This is a genomic window from Candidatus Thiopontia autotrophica (genome assembly GCA_014384675.1).
Lineage (GTDB): Bacteria > Pseudomonadota > Gammaproteobacteria.
In genome coordinates this window covers 28,425-46,989 of sequence record JACNFK010000023.1, presented here as the reverse complement: position 1 = coordinate 46,989, position 18,565 = coordinate 28,425, and the positions used below count along the sequence as shown (strand labels likewise).

The 18,565-nt window shown below is 47.6% G+C and carries 15 protein-coding genes; 5 read left to right on the top strand and 10 right to left on the bottom strand.

The features are described from left to right. Window positions 1-3: 3 nt before the first annotated feature. The 4 genes from mnmE to rpmH all read right to left on the bottom strand — a co-directional run bounded on the left by mnmE (window position 4) and on the right by rpmH (window position 3,633). Window positions 4-1,344 (bottom strand): tRNA uridine-5-carboxymethylaminomethyl(34) synthesis GTPase MnmE, encoded by a 1,341-nt coding sequence (mnmE, locus tag H8D24_03315; GenBank protein MBC8519421.1) that lies wholly within the window; start codon window positions 1,342-1,344, stop codon window positions 4-6. Between the two features lie 16 nt (window positions 1,345-1,360). After that, window positions 1,361-3,058, bottom strand: coding sequence for a membrane protein insertase YidC (yidC, locus tag H8D24_03310; protein ID MBC8519420.1), 1,698 nt, complete (start codon window positions 3,056-3,058; stop codon window positions 1,361-1,363). A gap of 2 nt (window positions 3,059-3,060) precedes the next feature. Further along, complete coding sequence (rnpA, locus tag H8D24_03305) at window positions 3,061-3,435, bottom strand: ribonuclease P protein component (GenBank protein ID MBC8519419.1); 375 nt, start codon at window positions 3,433-3,435, stop codon at window positions 3,061-3,063. Between the two features lie 63 nt (window positions 3,436-3,498). Then, a complete protein-coding gene (rpmH, locus tag H8D24_03300; GenBank protein MBC8519418.1) occupies window positions 3,499-3,633 on the bottom strand; it encodes a 50S ribosomal protein L34 in 135 nt (44 codons plus the stop codon). A 109-nt stretch (window positions 3,634-3,742) separates the two neighbouring features. Here rpmH and dnaA point away from each other — a divergent pair, with 109 nt between their 5' ends. The 4 genes from dnaA to gyrB all read left to right on the top strand — a co-directional run bounded on the left by dnaA (window position 3,743) and on the right by gyrB (window position 10,318). Continuing rightward, the gene (dnaA, locus tag H8D24_03295) at window positions 3,743-5,215 is read left to right on the top strand and encodes a chromosomal replication initiator protein DnaA (GenBank protein ID MBC8519417.1); all 1,473 of its coding nucleotides are present in this window, start codon (window positions 3,743-3,745) and stop codon (window positions 5,213-5,215) included. Window positions 5,216-5,466: 251 nt separating this feature from the next. Further along, window positions 5,467-6,579: a DNA polymerase III subunit beta gene (gene dnaN / locus H8D24_03290; GenBank protein MBC8519416.1), complete on the top strand. Its 1,113-nt coding sequence runs from the start codon at window positions 5,467-5,469 to the stop codon at window positions 6,577-6,579. 32 nt (window positions 6,580-6,611) lie between these two features. Next, complete coding sequence (gene recF, locus H8D24_03285) at window positions 6,612-7,697, top strand: DNA replication/repair protein RecF (GenBank protein ID MBC8519415.1); 1,086 nt, start codon at window positions 6,612-6,614, stop codon at window positions 7,695-7,697. Window positions 7,698-7,900: 203 nt separating this feature from the next. Beyond that, window positions 7,901-10,318, top strand: coding sequence for a DNA topoisomerase (ATP-hydrolyzing) subunit B (gene gyrB, locus H8D24_03280; GenBank protein MBC8519414.1), 2,418 nt, complete (start codon window positions 7,901-7,903; stop codon window positions 10,316-10,318). On the opposite strand, the gene H8D24_03275 is transcribed toward gyrB, so the two are convergent. The 5 genes from H8D24_03275 to glyQ are packed head-to-tail and all read right to left on the bottom strand — an operon-like array spanning window position 10,315 to window position 14,950. Then, window positions 10,315-11,043 (bottom strand): 1-acyl-sn-glycerol-3-phosphate acyltransferase, encoded by a 729-nt coding sequence (locus H8D24_03275; GenBank protein MBC8519413.1) that lies wholly within the window; start codon window positions 11,041-11,043, stop codon window positions 10,315-10,317. The genes gyrB and H8D24_03275 overlap by 4 nt on opposite strands. Next, on the bottom strand, window positions 11,043-11,594 hold the full coding sequence (gmhB, locus tag H8D24_03270; GenBank protein MBC8519412.1) for a D-glycero-beta-D-manno-heptose 1,7-bisphosphate 7-phosphatase: 552 nt from the start codon (window positions 11,592-11,594) through the stop codon (window positions 11,043-11,045). Before gmhB ends, H8D24_03275 begins: the two co-directional genes overlap by 1 nt. A 2-nt stretch (window positions 11,595-11,596) precedes the next feature. Beyond that, window positions 11,597-11,938: a nucleoside triphosphate pyrophosphohydrolase family protein gene (locus H8D24_03265; GenBank protein ID MBC8519411.1), complete on the bottom strand. Its 342-nt coding sequence runs from the start codon at window positions 11,936-11,938 to the stop codon at window positions 11,597-11,599. Window positions 11,939-11,945: 7 nt separating this feature from the next. Beyond that, window positions 11,946-14,027 (bottom strand): glycine--tRNA ligase subunit beta, encoded by a 2,082-nt coding sequence (locus tag H8D24_03260; protein ID MBC8519410.1) that lies wholly within the window; start codon window positions 14,025-14,027, stop codon window positions 11,946-11,948. Next, window positions 14,024-14,950 carry a glycine--tRNA ligase subunit alpha gene (gene glyQ / locus H8D24_03255; protein MBC8519409.1) on the bottom strand — a complete coding sequence of 309 codons (927 nt, stop codon included), beginning with the start codon at window positions 14,948-14,950 and terminating at the stop codon, window positions 14,024-14,026. The genes H8D24_03260 and glyQ overlap by 4 nt, the downstream gene beginning before the upstream one ends. A 99-nt stretch (window positions 14,951-15,049) precedes the next feature. Between glyQ and H8D24_03250 the strand changes: the two genes are divergently transcribed. Then, window positions 15,050-16,237: an NAD(P)/FAD-dependent oxidoreductase gene (locus tag H8D24_03250; protein ID MBC8519408.1), complete on the top strand. Its 1,188-nt coding sequence runs from the start codon at window positions 15,050-15,052 to the stop codon at window positions 16,235-16,237. A 36-nt stretch (window positions 16,238-16,273) separates the two neighbouring features. Here H8D24_03250 and H8D24_03245 read toward each other — a convergent pair whose 3' ends face one another. Further along, window positions 16,274-18,562, bottom strand: coding sequence for a U32 family peptidase (locus tag H8D24_03245; GenBank protein MBC8519407.1), 2,289 nt, complete (start codon window positions 18,560-18,562; stop codon window positions 16,274-16,276). Window positions 18,563-18,565 lie beyond the last annotated feature (3 nt).

Below are 18,565 nucleotides of genomic sequence, written 5' to 3'. Positions count from 1 at the left end.
CCATTACTTTCCGATACAGAAGGAGGAAAAGATCTTTCCCAGAAGATCGTCACTGGTGAACTCTCCTGTAATTTCGGAGAGCGCCTCCTGAGAGTGGCGCAACTCCTCAGCCAGCAGTTCTCCGGCATGGAATTCTGTCAGCTGTTCCCTGCCCTGCTGTAGTGAACGTTGGGCACGTTGCAGTGCATCAAGGTGGCGCCTTCTGGCAAGAAAAGTTCCCTCTCCACCCGACTGATAACCTGCAGCATCCTTAAGAAAGGTGCGTAGCAGGTTGACTCCATCTCCACTTTTTGCCGAGATCGCTATCTCTGTATCTCGCTCTCCACCCTGAAGCCCGGGCTCTTTCCCGGTTAGATCTATTTTTGTGCGCACGATAGTGACAGGAATATGCTCTATCTGATCCAGTGCATGCCAATCCTCTTCTGTAAGACCATCTTGATCATCTACCAGCAGAAGTACTTGGTCCGCTTTTTCAATCTCTTGCCAGGCACGACGGATCCCCTCCTGCTCCACTGGGTCGTCGCTCTCTCTCAGCCCTGCGGTATCGATAATGTGGATTGGAAGCCCATCTATATCAATCTGCTCCTTGAGTAGATCTCTGGTGGTACCTGGAATCTCGGTCACAATGGCTGACTCTTTTCCAGACAGCACATTAAGCAGGCTGGACTTGCCTGCATTGGGGCGGCCAGCAATGACCAGAGTCATCCCCTCTTTTAACAAAACCCCCTCTCTGGCACTATCCAATACCCGCTCCAGCTGTTGCGCAATCGCCTGCAGCCTGCCTGCAACGTCTCCTTCTGCCAGAAAGTCTATCTCCTCCTCTGGAAAATCCATTGATGACTCTACATAAATTCGCAGCTCAGTTACCGCATCAACCAGATGATGAACCTCTGTTGAGAAAGCGCCTTGAAGAGAGCGCACGGCAGAGCGTGCCGCCTGCTCCGAGGCGCTGTCAATCAGGTCTGCAATCGCCTCTGCCTGCACCAGATCCATTTTGCCATTGAGAAATGCACGTTCCGAAAACTCTCCTGGACGTGCTGCTCGTGCTCCCAACTCCAGTGCTCTACGCATCAACTGGTCCATAACCACAGGACCACCATGCGCCTGCAGCTCAAGCACATCATCACCAGTAAATGAGTTTGGATTGGGGAAAAAGATGGCTATCCCCTGATCGATGGGATCCCCTTTCTCATCCAGAAAACTGAGAAGCTCAGCTACTCTTGGTTCCGGGACCTTCCCAAGAATTGAGAGTGCTATTGGTTGAACACTGTCGCCCGATACCCTGAGTATGCCCACACCACCGCGACCATTGGCAGTCGCCTGGGCACAGATGGTCTCATCCAAGATCTATACGCCGGGATTATCCAGCGGCCTCGATCTTTTTGGTTATATACCACTGCTGGGATATGGAGATCACATTATTCACCACCCAGTAGAGAACCAGGCCAGCCGGGAAGAAGGCAAAGAAGACGGTAAATACAACCGGCAGAACCATCATCACCTTCTGTTGAATAGGGTCTATTGGTGCTGGATTAAGCCTCTGCTGAATCAACATGGAGCCACCCATCAACAACGGCAAAATATAGTACGGATCCTTGGCGGAGAGGTCCTGAATCCAGAGCATGAATGGTGCCTGACGAATCTCAACGCTCTCCAGTAGCACCCAGTAGAGGGCAATAAAGACGGGGATCTGCACCAGAATAGGGAGACAGCCACCCATGGGGTTGACCTTCTCCTCTCGGTAGATCTTCATCATTGCCTCATTCATCTTTTGACGATCATCTCCGTAGCGCTCTTTTAGTGATGTAAGACGTGGCGAGAGTTTGCGCATTCTCGCCATCGAGCGATAGCTTGTCTCCGACAGCTTGAAAAACACCAGTTTAATCAGAATGGTAAGCAAAATAATAGAGAGCCCCCAATTGCTGACCACATCCTGAATCTCGTTGAGAATCCAGAATAGCGGCTGCGCCAGGAATGTCAGCCAACCGTAATCGACCGTCAGCTCTAGCCCCTCGGCCAGTAACTCAAGACGCTCCTGATCTTTGGGCCCGGTGTATAACTGTATTGCTAGATCTCCACTCTCCCCTGCTGGCACAGAGACAACTGGAAGAATTGCTCCAATGGCATAGTGCCCACTGGACTGTTGGTCTGTATAGAGTGTTGGCTTAAGATTTGAGTCTGGAACAACCGCAGCAAGGAAGTAGTGCTGAATCATTGCAACCCATCCTTTGTCCGCATTGCGGATAGGTGCTCTGTTTGCCATCTCGTCAAAATCTACCTTCTGGTAATGTTCACTATTGGTGTAGGTAACGCCGCCGGTATATGTATAGATAAAGCTGTTTTCAGCCTCTGGTGTCTGATCATTTCTCAGTAGCTGACCATAGAGTCCACCCTTCCAGGTTGTGGTGCCACTATTTTCTACATGGTAGACCACATCAATCTTGTAGCTGTTGTGATGGAATATGTATGTTTTTGTAATCTTGATTCCATTAGCATCATCGTGCCACACCATTGGCACCTGCAACTCCTCCTCTCCAGCCATTACAAAATTAGTCTGCTCTACCTCGTAGATGGCGTGATGATCAGGATAGCTGCTCTTTACTGTCCCCTTTCCACCCATAATTCCTGTCTGCGCAACAAAGAACTGGTCGTCCTCACTCATCAGGCGGAATGGGATATTTTTGTGCTCTGAGTCCTGTCCGTGCTGACGCAGATCAACCTGTCGCAGATCTCCTCCCTCACTGTTTATTATCACACTCAGAAGGTCTGTCTCAACATGAATGGGTGTGCCGGATGCTCTCATCTCACTCTCGGCAACCACACGAGGCTGACCGCTCTGCTCAGCCTCAGGGGCAGAAACCCTGGGAACTCCTCCCCCTGTAGCGATATCAACGGTTCTCGCCTCAGGCGCTACAGGAACAGAAAATGTCTGTGCATGCTGCTGCTCTGCTTGAGAAAGCTGTGGTTGACCGGCTCCCTGCTCCAGTTGCCACGCATCCCACAACATTAGTGAGAGAAAAGAGAGTGCAACAAATAGGATGAGTCTCTGAGTGTCCATGATTATTCGCTAACTGCCTGTATCTGTTTTTTTGATCTGTTTATTTTATCGAAAAGAAGATCCAGTCTGCGACGAATCTCTTTTTTGTCTAGCCTCACCACGCCAGAGCGGCAAAGCACTATAACATCAATCCCTGAAAGCTCGCACTGCAGGGTACGAAAGCTCTCTCTTGAGATCCGTTTGACACGATTCCTGTCAACCGCGAGCTTTAGCTTTTTTTTTGCAATCACCAGGCCAAGACGTGCATGGTTCAGATTATTTAACCTTGCCAGCAGGAGAAAAGAGTCATCTCCCGCCTTGCAACAACTATTATCAAAGACTTGGCTATAATTGGCTGCGGTAAGCAGTCGTCGCTCGGAAGAGAATGAGGCCTCCATCTTTAATAGAAAAAAAGAGGTGCTATAGAGCACCCCTTTCTTCAACCTTGGCTATCTGTAAAATTAAGCAGCCAGGCGCGCGCGCCCTTTCGCTCTGCGAGCGTTCAGGATCTTGCGTCCTGACTTGGTTTTCATTCTTGCACGAAATCCGTGAGTACGCTTACGCTTCAGTACACTAGGTTGAAATGTACGCTTCATGATCGTTCACCTTTTTATATCTTGTTAAATCTGTATTTGGCCATACCTGAACAGGCCTCAGCCCATTCCAGAGAACAGCGAACTCTACTCCTTGATCAACAATAAATCAATGAATAAAAAACAGAAGCAACTGTGGATAACTTTTTCTCTTGGGGCTACAATCATCCTCATTCAGGGGGGTTTGTTGTATGGTTTCTTTGTCTTCAGGTTCCTGCTTATAGTAAATATATTCTTTATTAATCAAACGATTATAAAGCATCAAGGAGGATGTTTAGTGGCTGAGGTTTGGACTAACTGTCTAAGGATTCTAGGTGATGAGCTTCCGGATGAGGAGTTTAATGCATGGATACGCCCTCTCCACGTCACTGAAAAAGATGGATCAATCGAGTTGTTTGCCCCAAATGGGTTGATACTTGATCAGGTTCAGAGTCACTATCTTCCTCTTATCAGACGAACTATTCTGCAGATTGATGATTCCGAGAGCGAAGTTTTTCTCTATATCGGCTCAAACTCTAAGAAGAGTTCAGTAGCTCAGCCCGAGTCCCTGCTACCTGAATATTTTGAGAACAATCTGAACCCGTTTTTTACATTCTCAAACTTTGTTGAGGGAAAGACAACCCAGTTGGCCCATGCCGCCGCCAAACAGGTTGCAGATAACCCTGAATCCAGCTATAACCCTCTGTTTATACACGGATCAACTGGTCTCGGCAAAACCCATCTGATGCACGCCATCGGTCACCAGCTGTTGAAGAAAAACCCATCAAGCAGAATTCTATATATCCGGTCTCAGAATTTTGTGAATGATATGGTCAGTGCCCTGCGTCACCACACTATTGACCAGTTCAAACAGTATTTTCATGGTCTAGATGTTCTATTGATCGATGATATTCAGTTCTTTGCCGGAAAACACTCCTCACAGGAGGAGTTTTTCAATACATACAACGCCCTTCTTGAGGGAAACAAGCAGATTGTTCTTACCAGCGACAAATATCCGAAAGAGATAGACAAGCTTGAGGATAGACTTAAGTCACGCTTTGGGGCCGGGCTTACCGTTCCTGTCGAGCGTCCAGAGCTAGAGACCAGGGTAGCAATACTGATGAAAAAGGCTGAGCAGATACCACTGGACCTTCCTCAGGAGGCTGCATTTGAGATTGCTAAACTGGTGAAATCAAACGTTAGGGAGCTTGAGGGTGCCCTCAATAATGTTCGGGCCAATACCCAGCTGACCGGTGAGCCCATTACCATTGAAAGTGTACGAGTTGCTCTTAGGGATCTGATCGCTGTCCATGATCGTCTGGTATCAATTGACAATATTCAGAAAACCATCTCTGACTACTATAACGTCTCTCTGTCAGACCTCCTTTCAAAAAGTCGTTCGCGCTCAATAGCACGTCCCCGCCAGATTGCCATGTCGCTGGCGAAAGAGTTGACAGAAAAGAGCCTGCCTGAAATTGGCAGAGCCTTTGGTGGACGAGACCACACAACAGTGATACATGCTTGTAAAAAAATAAATGAGTTAAGAGAGAGTGACTCAAGAACAAATGATGATTATCAAAACCTTCAACGACAATTAAGTGCTTGATAATTCATGGTTGTCTAACAAGTTGTTAAAAACTGTGTGGATAACCAATGAGAATAGTGAGAAAGAAAATTTGAGAAAAAGTTATCCACAGTTTTGAGACAGTTTTGTCTCCCTGTTTGGAACAGTTTAAGAATATATGTAACAGACTGAAATAATTAATAAAAATAGGTTTCATAACAGTAAAACGTCAACACTATTACTACTACTATCTTATATATAGAATATTTATTACTTAGAGGGGATATTTAAGAATGAAGTTTTCCATTTTGCGTGAGAATCTACTACAGCCATTGCAATCAATCAGTGGTGCCGTAGAAAAGAGGCAGACTCTTCCCATTCTCTCTCACATCTTTGTTGATGTATCAGATGACAGTGAGCTGACACTAATTGGTACGGACCTTGAGGTTGAGATAAAAATAACCATTCAAGTGACAGGAGAATTTGAGCCAGGTACAACTACAATTCCTGCCAGAAAGTTTTCCGACCTCTCGAAAGCTCTCCCTGATGAGTCAGAGATCAAGGTAGAGATAAACAAGAGTCGCGCAGCCGTCCGTTCTGGAAAGAGTAGATTTACCCTATCAACCCTATCTGCCGGGGATTTTCCTCGTGTAGACGAAATTTCAGAGGTTGCCTCTATTGATGAACTTAGCCACTCCGCATTGAAAAACCTGTTACAAAAAAGTCAGTTCTCAATGGCTATGCAAGATGTTAGATACTACTTGAATGGTCTGCTACTTGAGCTTGAAGGAAAGGAGTTGAGACTGGTTGCTACAGATGGACACAGACTGGCATTCTGCCGTCGCACATTGAACCAAGACTACGGTGAGAAAAAACAGGTTATCATCCCCCGCAAGGCAGTCCATGAGCTTATGCGCCTGTTGGATGATAGTGATCAGCCGGTTAAGCTGATTCTTGGCTCAAACCATCTTCAGGCTGTACTGGGTGAATTGACGCTTACAACCAAGCTTATAGATGGACGTTTTCCGGATTACCAGCGTGTTATACCACGTGAAGGCAAAAGAACCCTGGTAACCAATAATGAAAATTTCAGAAAGGCGGTGAGTCGTGTCTCAATTCTTTCCAACGAGAAATATCGCGGGATTCGTATGGCAATGAGCGAGTCTGTAGTAACTATTCACGCAAACAATCCTGAACAGGAAGAGGCTGAAGAGGAGTTGTCGGTTCAATACAGTGGAGAGCCAATGGAGATTGGTTTTAACTCTGCCTATATGATGGATGCCCTTTCTGTAATTAGTGATGATGAGGTAACGATATACTTTATTGATGAAAATAGCAGTAGCCTGATTCACACCCAGAATGATCTTGAAGAGTACAAGTTTGTTGTTATGCCTATGAGGCTTTAATAGATAACCTATTAAAAACTAAAGGTTTTTAGTTGTATATCCGGTCGCTTGCTGTTTCTGATTGTCGAATTATTTCTAATGCTGAAATTGTTCCATCACCAGGATTTAATCTTATTTGTGGGGAGAATGGCAGCGGAAAAAGCTCACTTCTTGAGGCGATCTATCTGCTTGGTACGGGACGATCGTTTCGTTCACCATCGCCCTCCTCTCTTGTTAAATACGGTAAAAATATATTAACTGTATTTGCAGAAATAGAATCACCATCAGGACAACTTTTTTCCGTTGGTATGGAGCGAGGAAAAAACAATAATCGTCTTCACATCAATAGATCCCCCACTATACGCCTATCAGAGGCTGCTGAGATTTTACCCCTGCAAATTATTACGCCGGATTCAATCAACCTGGTAATTGGGGCACCACGCAGTAGAAGATCATTTCTCGACTGGGGAATGTTCCACGTGGAACCTGATTTTCTAAATGTTGTTAAGCGGTATAAAAAAACAGTTCGACAGAGAAATGCTCTTCTAAAAAGAGAAAGGAGAGCAGGTAGCGAGTTGTCATACTGGAATGAGTTGTTGGCAGATGATGGGGAGAAAATAACCGCTTACAGAAGAGATTATCTTGATGAGATAGTTGAAATTTACCAGGAAAAGATCTCTACACTAATGGAAAGTCTATCAGGGCTTGATATAACTTTTAGTTATCGTAAAGGGTGGAGTGGCTCTGGCGATCTGCTCGGTGCTATTGAGGGCTCCACGGAAAAAGATATAGCTACAGGAAGAACCACGCATGGACCACATGAGGCTGACTTTATTATTAGTAGCAACAAAGGAAAAGCCAAGGATGTTTTATCAAGAGGACAGGCGAAGTTGTTGTCTATAGAGCTTTACCTGTCTCAGCTTTACCATCTGCATGAGAAAATGGGAAAGCGCGCAGTCATTTTATTGGATGACATTTTCTCAGAACTAGACAGGAATAATGGTTTTCTCATTCTGAACTATCTTGTCTCTGGCGGATACCAGGTTTTTGCAACAACTACTGACCCGGGCTTAAAATTGCCTGATATCGGTAATGTTGAAATGTTCCACGTGGAACATGGCGATATAATTCATCAGTGAGGCTGTTACAGTAAAGGCTCTTGCTGAGGGAGGAGGATGTACGGTAGATGTCTGTAATGAGGATATGTTGGGGCTATAACTGGTTGAATATGATATAATCAGGGGATTATTATCGAGCGTATATTTTTATATTACAAGCGGTGGTAAATAACCCTGATATATAAAGTTGTTCTACGCTAACGCCTTGATTTGCTGAGAAAATTATGAGTGATGAAAACCTGTATGATGCCTCCAATATTCGTGTACTGAAAGGTCTTGATGCTGTTCGAAAAAGACCTGGGATGTACATCGGTGATACCGATGATGGAACAGGTCTGCACCACATGGTTTTTGAGGTTGTAGATAATGCGATTGATGAGGCTCTGGCTGGCCACTGTAATCGGATAGGGGTAACAATTCATACCGACAACTCTGTTACCGTCAGAGATGATGGAAGAGGAATTCCTGTTGATATTCACCCAGAGGAGAATAGGTCAGCCGCAGAGGTAATCATGACTGTGTTGCATGCTGGAGGAAAGTTTGATGATAACTCATATAAAGTTTCCGGAGGATTGCATGGAGTGGGGGTTTCGGTGGTAAATGCTCTCTCCGAGGACCTTCAGTTGACGATCCATAGGGGGGGTAAGGTTTATAGGCAGAGTTACAGGTTGGGGGAGCCTGTCGCACCTCTGGAGCCTGTAGGGGATTCCGATCAGTCTGGGACCGAGGTGCGTTTCAAGCCAAGTACTGAGATTTTTAGTACGAATGAGTTTCATTACGATATTCTTGCAAAGCGGTTAAGGGAGCTCTCATTTCTTAATTCTGGTGTCCATATCGAGCTGAATGATGAGAGGGGGGATGGAGAGCGGCATGATGTCTTCAATTATGATGGGGGGATTAGCGCTTTTGTTGAACACCTGAATCGAAAAAAGACCCAAATTCATGAGAAGGTTGTCTATTTTGATCTGGAGAAGGGTGGGGTAACGGTAGAGGCGGCCCTGCAGTGGAACGACTCCTATCAAGAGAACATCTTCTGTTTTACCAATAATATCCCCCAAAAGGATGGTGGTACCCATCTGGCCGGGTTTAGAGGTGCATTGACCAGGTCAATTAATCGATACGTTGAAAAAGAGGGGATTGCAAAAAAATCAAAAGTCTCTCTGACTGGTGATGATGCCAGAGAAGGGTTGACTGCAGTCGTCTCTGTTAAGGTGCCAGACCCCAAGTTTTCTTCCCAAACCAAGGATAAGTTGGTCTCATCAGAAGTACAAAGCATTGTAGAATCAATAACATATGATGTGGTGTCAGATTTTCTGCTAGAGAATCCAGGTGAGGCAAAAACAATTACAGGAAAGATTGTTGATGCGGCACGGGCACGTGATGCTGCGAGAAAGGCGCGTGAGCTTACGCGGCGCAAAGGGGTGCTGGATATAGCGGGACTTCCCGGAAAGCTTGCAGACTGTCAGGAGAGGGATCCTGCGCTCTCTGAACTGTTTCTGGTGGAGGGTGATTCAGCTGGTGGTTCGGCCAAGCAGGGTAGAGACCGCAAGACCCAGGCAATACTTCCGCTGAAGGGAAAAATTCTCAATGTAGAGAAAGCTCGTTTTGACAAAATGCTCTCCTCGGCAGAGGTGGGAACATTGATTACTGCATTGGGCTGCGGGATTGGTAAAGAGGATTATGATCCTGACAAGCTGCGTTATCACCGCATCATCATAATGACGGATGCCGATGTGGATGGTTCTCATATCCGCACACTGCTGCTGACCTTCTTCTATCGTCAGATGACTGAGTTGGTAGAGCGAGGGCATGTCTATATTGCACAGCCACCGCTATACAAGGTTAAAAAAGGGAAGCAGGAGCGTTATGTAAAGGATGACCCTGCACTGGAGGATTATCTGCTACAGACAGCCATTCATGGTGCGGAGCTATTCCTGTCCAGTTCTGTGCCACCTATCTCGGGTAGTGCGCTTGAGACCCTGGCTAAGCAGTATCTGCAGGTTGAAAGCAGTATTGAGAGGCTGTCTCGCCGCTATGACCGGGATGTTTTGCAGACCTTGGTTAGCTCCCCGGCTCTCTGGTTGGAGTCTGTTGATAATGACGAGGCCTCAGCATGGCTGGACTCGTTCCTGACCATGGTAAACAGGGATAGAAAACCTGAGGATCAGATTGTTGCATCGATAGTTGCCGACTCCACAACCGAGCGTTCACTCTGTTTTAATATTCGTACTCATGGCATGGTTGAGTCTACCCACTTCTCTGAGGAGTTTTTCCGCTCTGCAGAGTACAAGGCAATGATGTCATTAAGAGAGAGCCTGGAAGGGCTGATTGAGGCAGGAGCCGAGATCAGAAGAGGGGAGAGAGCACACCCGGTAACCTCATTAGGTGAGGTTGTTGAGTGGTTGATGAAAGAGGCAAAGAGGGGTCAGCAGATTCAACGCTATAAAGGTCTTGGTGAGATGAATCCGGAACAGCTGTGGGAGACCACACTGGATCCAGAGACACGTCGTCTGCTTCAGGTGAATATTGAGGACACTATTGCTGCAGATGAGATTTTTACCACCCTTATGGGTGAGCTGGTTGAGCCTCGCAGGGAGTTTATTGAGGATAATGCGTTGATGGCATCAAACCTTGATGTTTAGGAAAGAGGCTCCTGGAGCTTTTCAAGTTTCTCCATTTCACTATTGATCCACTCTTCAGCACGCCGGTTGATCTCATTGGCAGAGAGCCCTGTAGTCTCAATCGGTCGTCCAATATGTACCTCTATTGTTCCAGGCTTTTTTAATAGGCCGCGACGCGGCCAGAATGTACCTGCGTTATGTGCTACCGGGATAACCGGGTAACCTGAACCTGCGGCAAGGGTTGCACCACCTTTTGCAAACCTCTTTTTTGTGCCTGGTGCAAGACGAGTCCCCTCTGGAAAAATAACCACCCAGATGCCCGCTTTCAGTCTCTCTATCCCCTGGTCAACTACTTGTTGCAGTGCCTTGCGACCAGCCTGGCGATCAATTGCTACCGGTTTTAACAGTGCCAGCCCCCATCCGAAAAACGGGACCCATAGGAGGCTACGTTTAAGCACCCAGACCTGAGGGGGAAAGATGCGTTGAAAAGCCATGGTTTCCCAGGCGGACTGGTGTTTACTAAATATGATGGCTGCCTTTGAGTTGTCGATATGCTCGACACCAGAGATCTTGTAGTTCAATTTGCAGGTTATCTTCAGCCACCAGATAACAAAGGTGGCCCAGAGGGTTATGATACGGTAACGGACAGGGAACGGAAAAGCTGCAACCAGTAGAGCAAGCAGGGTGATAACGGGGGCACTAATCACCATGCCAACAAAAAACAGTAGAGACCTAAGGTAGATCATTATGTATCAGAGAGGGCACCACTCAAGAGAGCATCAACAAAGCTGTAGAGATCGTTAAACTGCAGAACATCGTCCAGACCCTGATCCGCTTCGATTGTCCTCTCGCCCTTGCCTGTTTTTACCAAAATAGGAATGGCGCCAACTGCTCTAGCGGCATCAAAATCGCGTAGTGAGTCACCAACAGCATAAACCCCCTCAACCGGTTTGCCTAATCTGGTCTCTATATCTTTGAACAGTCCGGGTTTAGGTTTTCTGCATTCACACTCATCCTCTGGCTGGTGTGGACAGTAAAAGATGGCCTCTACAGAGGCCCCTTCCTCCTCAAGCTGAAGATACATTTTCTCGTGTATTTTTCCCAGTGTCTCAATATCAAATAGTCCACGACCAACCCCGGACTGATTGGTTGCAACTACGACCCGATAACCTGCATGGTTAAGTCTGGCAATTGCCTGAATACTACCGGGTAGTGGATGCCACTCATCGGGGGATTTGATGTACTCATCCGAATCCTCATTAATGACACCATCCCGATCAAGAATAATCAGCTCCATGGCTACTGCTCCTTAACTCCTCTGAACTCCGAAACACGGATTCTCCCATCAACCATCCTCGATTGTCTCTGTTCCAGCTTTTTCATCTTGTCCCAGAATGATTGATTAAGGTCGAATTTTGCCGCAATTGCAGTTCCCATCAACAGGATAAAGAGGTCCGCGCACTCCTCGGCCAGCTCCTCTTTCCCTTTTCCCTTGGTGACACATGATGAGATCTCTCCCAACTCCTCAGCCATGAGTGAGATTCTATAGGTCATCTCTTCGCCACCATTCTCACTAAACTGATGTTTGTCGTGAAAGGCCTGGACCTCATTCAACATCTCTTGGTAGGAGTCTCTGTTCATCTCTGTCTCAGGTGGTATGGAGCAGAGAGATATCTGCAATTCTGAGGAACTGGTTACGTAGTTGGGAGAGCAGGGCGAGACGATTATTCCGGATATCCTGATCATCTGCCATTACCATCACCGTATCAAAAAACTGATCAACAGACCCCCGCAACCCTGAGAGAAGTTTCAGTGCAGTCCCATAATCGTTCTGTTGCAGAGCATCATCAAGCTGTTGGCGGATCTGATCAAGTCTGGAGTGGAGAGACTTTTCAGCCTCCTCCTCTAGCAGTGCAACATCAACCTGGCCATCAACAACATCATCAGCCTTTTTCAACAGATTATGTATTCGCTTGTTGGCAGCACTCAGGCCGACAGCCTCTTCACTATCAACAAAACTGTTAACAGCAGAGATACGGAGATCAAAGTCCATCGGCTGTGGAGGCTGACAGGAGAGGACAGACTCAAATACTGCCGGTGAGATATTTTGGTCTCGGTAGTAGCCGCGCAGCCGTTCCAACATGAAGGCAAAAACCTTCTGTGCAGTACCACCATCTATTTTGTCTCCGTAGCCTTCAGCCGCCGACTGAATCAGCCTCAGCAGGTTTAGAGGATGGCTATTTTCAACCATGATACGGAGCACCCCAAGAGCTGCCCGGCGCAGAGCAAATGGATCTTTATCTCCTGTTGGCACCATTCCAATGCCAAAAATTCCCACCATGGAGTCAATGCGCTCAGCCAGGGCAACAGCTTCGCCTGTGGGGGTTGATGGGAGTTGATCGCCAGAGAAGCGGGGCATGTATTGCTCATCCAGGGCAGCCGAAACCTCTACAGGTTCGTTGTCATGCTCCGCATAGTAGCGTCCCATGGTGCCTTGCAGCTCCGGGAACTCCTTTACCATATTGGTCAGCAGGTCACATTTCCCCAGCATTGCCGCACGGTTGGCGTGTTCAGTGCTGGACCCAAGTTCGGATGCAATGGTTGAGGCAAGCTTGGCAACACGTTCCGACTTGTCCAAAAGTGATCCAAGCTTGTCCTGATAGACTACTTTTTTCAGCCCATCCTGGTGAGAGGAGAGCGCTTGGCTCAGATCCTGTTCCCAGAAGAATGCGGCATCAGAGAGGCGTGGACGAATTACACGCTCATTCCCACTCTGTACCATTGTTGGGTCACTGCTCTCGATGTTGCTTACAGTTATGAAGTGAGCCATCAGCTCTTCACTGCCATTCACCACCGGGAAGAACTTCTGGTGGCCTTGCATTGATGCAATCAATGCCTCCTGAGGAACCTCCAGGAAACGCTTCTCAAAGCTGCCGCCAACTGCAACAGGCCACTCTACAAGTGCCGTGACCTCATCAAGCAGTGCAGCATCGATAACGGCATGGCCACCAAGCTTTTCAGCCACAGCAGCGACTTGCTGGAGAATCTTCTCTTTTCGATTTTTACTGTCAGCTAGTACCATCCCATCACTTTCCAACTGTGTCGCATAGCTATCTGCAGATGAGATTGTTATTTTCTCAGGGTGGTGGAAACGGTGCCCCTGAGTCTGGTTGCCTGAGGTGATTCCATATAGTGTGGCAGGGACAACAGTTGTGCCAAGCATGGCCACAACCCAGTGTACAGGGCGCAGGAATTCAGCATCGGAGGATCCCCAGCGCATTCTTTTTGGAATAGGGAGGCGATCCAGGGCGGTCTGAATAATCTCTGGCAATAACTCAATCGTGGGAGCACCCTTGGATGTTATCTGATAACTCATCCAGACACCCTTGGGTGTCTCAACTCTATCAAGCTGGTCAACCTCAACCCCACAAGAGCGGGCAAATCCGATTACAGCCTTGGTTGGGCTTCCATCATCCTCAAAGGCCGCGGCCTCCGCAGGGCCTTTTCTCTCGGTTTCACGATCAGCCTGTTTTGTCTGTAGCGCTTTGATGGTAAGTGCCAGGCGTCTTGGAGCAGCGTAAAGTCTGACCTCTCCATATTCCAGACCGGCACTCTGGAGGCTTGACTCTACCTCTTGCCCCAGGGCCTGACTCAGTGATTGCAGAGATTTTGGCGGGAGCTCTTCAGTACCCAGCTCAAACAGAAAGTCTTCAAATTGGGTTGTGCTCATGAGGCTTCTCCGGAAGGTGTGACAGACTCGTCAAGCATGGGGAATCCAAGACTCTCGCGGCGCTCATAATATGCCTGCGCAACAGCACGGGAGAGGCCGCGAATGCGTCCAATAAAGCGGGCACGCTCAGTGACCGAAATGGCATTTCTGGCATCCAGTAGATTAAACAGATGAGAGGACTTAAGCATCATCTCATAGGCAGGAAGAGAAAGATCGGCCTCAATAAGCTTCTTGCTCTCTGCCTCACAGCTATCAAATTGATGAAATAGCTCCTCTATATTGGCATGTTTGAAATTGTAGGCAGACATCTCCACCTCATTCTGGTGAAAGACATCTCCGTAGGTAACCTTGCCTAGCGGGCCATCGGTCCATACCAGATCAAAGACGCTCTCCACTCCCTGCAGATACATGGCGATACGCTCCAGGCCATAGGTGATCTCGCCGGTTACCGGACGACAGTCAAGGCCACCCACCTGCTGGAAATAGGTGAACTGGCTCACCTCCATCCCATTCAACCAAACCTCCCAACCAAGCCCCCAGGCACCCAGGGTGGGAGATTCCCAGTTGTCTTCCACAAAACGGATATCGTGTACCAGCGGATCAATTCCCAGCATACGAAGCGAGTCGAGATAGAGCTCCTGAATCTTCAGTGGCGATGGTTTGATTACAACCTGAAACTGGTAGTAGTGTTGCAATCTATTTGGGTTCTCACCATAACGCCCATCAGTTGGGCGGCGGGATGGCTGTACATAGGCAGCACTCCAGGGCTCAGGCCCGATTGCCCGCAAGAATGTGGCGGGGTGGAAGGTGCCGGCTCCAACCTCCATATCGTATGGTTGATTTAGTAGGCACCCCTGTTCCGCCCAGTAGTTCTGAAGCGAAAGAATCAACCCCTGAAAAGTAGATGAATCGTTGTTGTTCATGAAAAACCTGAAAAGATGGTTGTTATCTCTCTGGAAAAAGGGGAATTATAACACCACTGCTTCCACCTCATGTCCACCTCCATTACAGTTGTACCTGTTATGTCAAATACTACCCAGACAGATGTTCTGATTATTGGTGCCAGCGCATCAGGCTTGATGTGTGCAATAGAGGCAGGAAAGCGAGACCGCAGAGTTATTGTGCTGGATCATGCAGATAAACCGGGCAAAAAAATCCTCATATCTGGAGGGGGGCGCTGTAATTTCACCAATCAGCAGGTAAGTGCTGACAACTACATATCCCACAACCCCCATTTCTGTAAATCTGCGCTGAGCCGTTTTACCCAGTGGGATTTTATCGCCATGGTGAACCAATATCGGATCCCACACCATGAGAGGGATCACGGACAGCTATTCTGTGACAACAGCGCCAGGGATATCCTAGATATGCTGCTCGCCGAGTGTGAAATGGCAGGAGTGGATATACGTCTACAGAGAGAGATTAAAACCATCGGTAAGGAGGGTGAGCGCTTCACTGTAGAGACATCACGAGGGTGTTTTCAGGCGACCTCTTTAGTGATGGCTACCGGTGGGCTCTCTATTCCAAAGATGGGAGCGACCCCTTTAGGCTATCGGATAGCGGAACAGTTTGGGCACCATATCTGGCCAACTACTGCGGGGCTGGTTCCACTGACCCTGCATAGTGAGGAGCGAGAGAAGTTTTCCGTATTGTCAGGTGTTGCAGTGGACAGTGTTGTTAGCACAGGTCATAACCAGTTTAGAGAGAGCATGCTGTTTACCCATAGAGGCCTTAGTGGCCCAGCTATTTTGCAAATCTCATCGTACTGGCATCCGGGTGAGACCATTTACATTAATCTATTGCCGGATACGGATTTAGAACAGTTTCTGATTACAAAGCAGTCAACACAACCCAATAGTAGGGTGGGAACTGTATTGAGTGAGCTTCTGCCCAAGCGGATTCCTCCGCTGTTACTGGGCAGAGAGATAGCAGATACCAGACTGCAGGAGATGACTTATGCCCGTTTCGGTGATGTTGCGCAACAGCTGCAAAGGTGGGAGCTCAAGCCAAATGGTACGGAGGGTTATAGAACCGCTGAGGTAACCCTGGGAGGAGTTGACTGTGATGAGCTCTCATCCAAAACCATGGAGTCCGGCAAGGTGTCGGGGTTGTATTTTATTGGAGAGGTGGTTGATGTCACTGGCTGGTTAGGCGGTTACAACTTTCAGTGGGCCTGGTCATCGGGCTGGTGTGCGGGACAGGTGGTTTAGGACGTTATAATTATGGGGGATTTACCGGACTGGGTACTAGATCCCTTGTCTGTATTGGGTCTGGGTTGAGGGAGAGATTCCCTGGTTAAGTTGTTCTGTTGCTTTGCTGTCACCATTGAGATGCTGCATAAACAGCCTGACAATGTCAGGCTTCTCAATCTCGACTCTTGTGTTGGTTTTTATATCTCTTAGGTCAATTAGAAAGCTGGAAAATGTATTTGGTATATCTTTAACAATGTCGGTATTCAGAAAATCATACTCATTATAGACAGAGTGATATCCGCCTTTCGCCTTATCAATAATGAAGGAGACCTGTTTAAGATTTGTAATGGATGAGGATTTGTCACAGCGTTGAATGCATTTGTCATCTACTATATTTTTCTCGCATCCGGTCACGGGGTGGAACATGCAGACTCGGCTGGTCATCAATACGATAGGGTGCGACATGCTGTAGTAGAGATCAAAACCAGCAGGTTTTTTGATCCTCTTTATCTGCTCTCTGTTGAGTTCATTTGAGACAAATGCACCACTACAGTTAAAATTTTCCTTCAGGCACAACAGGCTGAATGAGTTGACAAGATTCATATAGGGGCCAGCAACCCAGGGGATTCCCCGCTGGTATGCCTCGTAGGCTACGCCACTGTTATTGGTAACAATCTTTTTCGGTTTCAGCTGGTGAAGAAACTCTACAGCGGCATGGTACTCCTCACCAATTAATACAGCCGGAAACCACGGGACTAGCTGCGGGCTGTCGTTAAATAGCTCAATGAGCTCAGCGCTGCTGTCTTGAGTGGAAGAGGGGAGCTGGAAATAGATCTCTGCAACACCATCAACAGAGAGATCAAGATCATCACGGGAAGAGATCAGTAGTGATAGAGAGTGCTTAATCTCTTCACCAGATCTCTTCAGGGCTGGCATCTCAACTGGACTAACCCTCTCTCTTGAGCCATTCAGGACGAATAGAATTTCAATTTTTATCTTGGTTAGAGAGCGGAAGGGCAGGGTAAGACCATCCTGCAGTTTATCCAGATTGAGATCATCAATGAAATATTCAGTCTCATTGATGGGCCTTAGCCGTTTTAATAAAAATTGGTGATCAATGTGCGGCAGCGATTTTTTGCCTTCGTCATTGTGCAAGCCTTTACCACCAGTAGCATCAATAAGCTGTGTCAGGTTGGTGTCTGAGGAGATGGTGAATGCTTCCTCAGGGGTCTCAATCAGTAGCCCCAAAGGCGTGCCTGCACTACCAGATGCAGTGATTCGCAGTGGCGCCTGCTCAATGCTTAGCCCCTCAATACCCTCTCTGACGTTGATTATGATCTCTGTTTTCAGCTCATAGAGCTCCCTTTTGGCTACCGTTAAGCTATCGGTAGTTGAGACCCCCCCCTGTCTTGAGCGATGCAGGGCAGAGTTGTCTCGTGGGTTATCAATAAATGTCTCTCTGCCGATGGAGCTCTGCAAAAAGGAGTTTGAGAAGTCACGGTTAAATACCTTGCGCAGATCACCATCATCGATGCTGGTTGTGCCCTGTTCATAAAACTGCTGTAGCTGTTTTCTCCAGGCATCTACCACGGTATGGACATAGTGGTATTTCTTTATCCGACCCTCAATCTTGATGGAGTCGACCCCGGCATCATGGAGCGCACCAAGGTCGGAATATGCCGAGTTATCTTTTATATTTAGGGGGAAATCTCTCCCCTCGGCAGTGGTCAGGTATTGGTCTCTGCAGGGCTGGCTACAGCGACCACGGTTGCCGGAATTTCCACCGTGCAGAGAGCTCATATAACAGAGCCCTGAAAAGGAGATGCAGTTGGAGCCGTGAACAAAGACCTCGGTCAGCATCCCACTCTCATGTGCAACTGAGCTCAACTTTTTTATCTCATCAAGATTCAGCTCTCTGGAGAGGTTTGTTCTGGTAACCCCCAAATGGTGCAGGAATTTTATCTGGCCAGGGTTGTGGGTAGTCAGCTGGGTGGATGCATGAACCCTGAGCGTTGGAAAATATTTGGAGAGCAGATAGAGTAGCCCCAGATCCTGAACAATAATCCCGTCAATCCTGGTGTTGACCAGCCTGTTCAGCATGGTTAAAAGAGCTGGGATCTCACTCTCCACAATAATGATATTGACGGTCAGAAAGATTTCACAGCGGTGTTTATGTGCCAGCCGGATAATCCCGTTAAGATTTTCGAACGTTATATTTTCTGCCCGATTTCTGGCATTGAACCTATCCAGCCCACAATAGACAGCATCTGCCCCTGCAAGGATGGCCGCCTTGATGGAGTCAATATCTCCACCAGGTGCCAGTAGCTCAATCTCCCTTTTCATTGA

Excerpts from the sequence above, each read along its gene's own strand:
- yidC (MBC8519420.1), bottom strand. The coding sequence starts at position 3,058 with ATGGACACTCAGAGACTCATCCTATTTGTTGCACTCTCTTTTCTCTCA.
- rnpA (MBC8519419.1), bottom strand. The coding sequence starts at position 3,435 with ATGGAGGCCTCATTCTCTTCCGAGCGACGACTGCTTACCGCAGCCAAT.
- rpmH (MBC8519418.1), bottom strand. The coding sequence starts at position 3,633 with ATGAAGCGTACATTTCAACCTAGTGTACTGAAGCGTAAGCGTACTCAC.
- dnaA (MBC8519417.1), top strand. The coding sequence starts at position 3,743 with ATGAATAAAAAACAGAAGCAACTGTGGATAACTTTTTCTCTTGGGGCT.
- dnaN (MBC8519416.1), top strand. The coding sequence starts at position 5,467 with ATGAAGTTTTCCATTTTGCGTGAGAATCTACTACAGCCATTGCAATCA.
- gyrB (MBC8519414.1), top strand. The coding sequence starts at position 7,901 with ATGAGTGATGAAAACCTGTATGATGCCTCCAATATTCGTGTACTGAAA.
- H8D24_03275 (MBC8519413.1), bottom strand. The coding sequence starts at position 11,043 with ATGATCTACCTTAGGTCTCTACTGTTTTTTGTTGGCATGGTGATTAGT.
- gmhB (MBC8519412.1), bottom strand. The coding sequence starts at position 11,594 with ATGGAGCTGATTATTCTTGATCGGGATGGTGTCATTAATGAGGATTCG.
- H8D24_03265 (MBC8519411.1), bottom strand. The coding sequence starts at position 11,938 with ATGAACAGAGACTCCTACCAAGAGATGTTGAATGAGGTCCAGGCCTTT.
- H8D24_03260 (MBC8519410.1), bottom strand. The coding sequence starts at position 14,027 with ATGAGCACAACCCAATTTGAAGACTTTCTGTTTGAGCTGGGTACTGAA.
- glyQ (MBC8519409.1), bottom strand. The coding sequence starts at position 14,950 with ATGAACAACAACGATTCATCTACTTTTCAGGGGTTGATTCTTTCGCTT.
- H8D24_03250 (MBC8519408.1), top strand. The coding sequence starts at position 15,050 with ATGTCAAATACTACCCAGACAGATGTTCTGATTATTGGTGCCAGCGCA.
- H8D24_03245 (MBC8519407.1), bottom strand. The coding sequence starts at position 18,562 with ATGAAAAGGGAGATTGAGCTACTGGCACCTGGTGGAGATATTGACTCC.